The organism is Pelovirga terrestris, from assembly GCF_014773365.1.
Classification (GTDB): Bacteria; Desulfobacterota; Desulfuromonadia; order Desulfuromonadales; family Geopsychrobacteraceae; genus Pelovirga; species Pelovirga terrestris.
In genome coordinates this window covers 1-1,971 of sequence record NZ_JACWUN010000033.1, presented here as the reverse complement: position 1 = coordinate 1,971, position 1,971 = coordinate 1, and the positions used below count along the sequence as shown (strand labels likewise).

Genomic DNA, 1,971 nt, shown 5'->3' with positions numbered 1-1,971 from the left:
CTTGCCTTTCTTATGGCAAGGAGCCCCTTGATATCCGCCAAGATAACTGAGGGGGCTCCTTTTTTATTCCCCCACGTATCTTGTCAAATATCTCTTATTTTTCCATCAATTTTTTTGGCCACGCTCACCCTAGTGCCGTTTCTGTAATGGCTTTGTTAGCAACATCCTGGAAGACAGCGGTACCAGCGTAAGCGATCTTGGTGGTGACGAAGTTGGTGCCACCTACGTTGCTGCCTGTGTCGATCACATCACCGGAGTTGAAGTCTAGGATTGTAGCATAACCGACCACGCCACCTTCGACATTCATTTCAAAGGTATCTGCACCAGCACCACCAGTCAGTTGTGCAAGTTCACCGGCGATCAGGGTGTCGTTACCGGCACCACCGTTAAGGACAACTTGAGAAGCGCCGCTAGCGTCGAGGGTGTCGGCACCAGAACCACCCAGAACGACCAATTCGTCTACGGTTGCTGCGTAGTCAAGTTTACCGGTCATGGCGCTGGCATCAACCAGTACCAGATCGGTACCTGTGGTTGTGGTCAGGTTCAGGTGACTGTTACCTGTGATTACGATGGTCTCAGCTGAATCAGCATCGACCGTCAGGGTAGCAGTCTGGATGTTGGGGCTTGCTGCTGTACCCGGTGCTGTATCGGTTGCAGCGATGTTGATGTTTTCCACATCAGCCACTTCTACTTTACCAAAAATAAGGTTAGTAGCACTTACCTTGGTCACGATGTTGAAGGTATCATTAGCACCAGTTGCATCAGCCATTTCAACGATAACGTCGTTAGAGCCTGCAGTGGTTAACTCTAAAGTACCATTATTGAGCATTCCTTGAATCGTTAGAGTCTTTGTGGTAACCACACCAGTACTAATAACATAGTCAATATCATTCATATTACCGAGCTTGACAGTATGGTCAACTGCTGAAGCACCCAAGCTCAACTTCTGGAAGTTATCAATCTTGGTTTCGAAGGTGGTTGTAGCAGAGGCATTAACTGCGTCAGCTGCATCCATGTGCAGGGTGTTGGTACCTGCTCCACCATCGATCACTGCGGACAGGCTAGTGGTACCTGTAGCGAGGCTGATTTTGTCATTACCAGCGCCAAGGCTGACTTTGGTGTTGACGGTGCTGTCAGCCAGGGTGACATCGTCATCACCACCGGAGAAAATGTACTCGGTCAGGTCACCAACATTTGCGGTAGCGGCATTGACGGTTGCGGTCACACCGCCGGTATTAGCGGAGGCATTGAGGCTGTCGAGGCCAGTTGCAGCGGTGATATCGCCAAGATCAACTTCACCTGCACCGGTAATCGAAACTGTTTCAAGAACAGTACTTACTGCAGAGCGACTAAGATCAAGGTCAGCACCAGCATTAATCGTTAGTGCTTTAACGGCAGCAGCGGTCAAGTTGACATCTGACTCATCATTTTCGCTTGTAATGGTCAGTGTTTCCACGTTTGCACCTGCGCCATCAAGATTAACATTCGCAGTTGCTGCGTCACCCATGTTATCGAGAACCAATGACAGGGTTGCTACATCAGTGTTAACAACCGTGCTACCGTCACTGTTTCTCAGGGTCAGGGTTTTGAGTGCGTCAACATCTGTTACATCACCAACAGCGGCATTTCCATAACCATCTAAAGCAATCGTTTCGATAGTTGAATCAACGCCAACAGCGTGATCATCCACAGATACGTTCCCGTAAATAACTTCGTTTTGAGACTCATCCTTGGGAACAGCAGCTGTCCCAGCAACAACAGCTGCGGTCGTAGCAGGCACATCGCCACCAACAACGAGGCTAACTGAGTTGTGTGCTGGTGCAGTAAACACGACTTTGGCGCCACTAGTGTCCTGTTTGGTTAGTCCTTTATATTAATTTGCTGCTTTTGCTCTTTGAACCGAATCGATGATTACGGCAGCACTTTTCGTCCATTTAAATGGTTTGGCACTTGCGGCGTTATGGACCTTGA

1 protein-coding gene is annotated in these 1,971 nt (G+C 48.9%); it reads right to left on the bottom strand.

The genetic code is table 11. The features are described 5' to 3' along the window. Positions 1–124: 124 nt before the first annotated feature. The gene (locus tag ICT70_RS14735; protein WP_191157981.1) at positions 125–1,831 is read right to left on the bottom strand and encodes a beta strand repeat-containing protein; all 1,707 of its coding nucleotides are present in this window, start codon (positions 1,829–1,831) and stop codon (positions 125–127) included. Positions 1,832–1,971 lie beyond the last annotated feature (140 nt).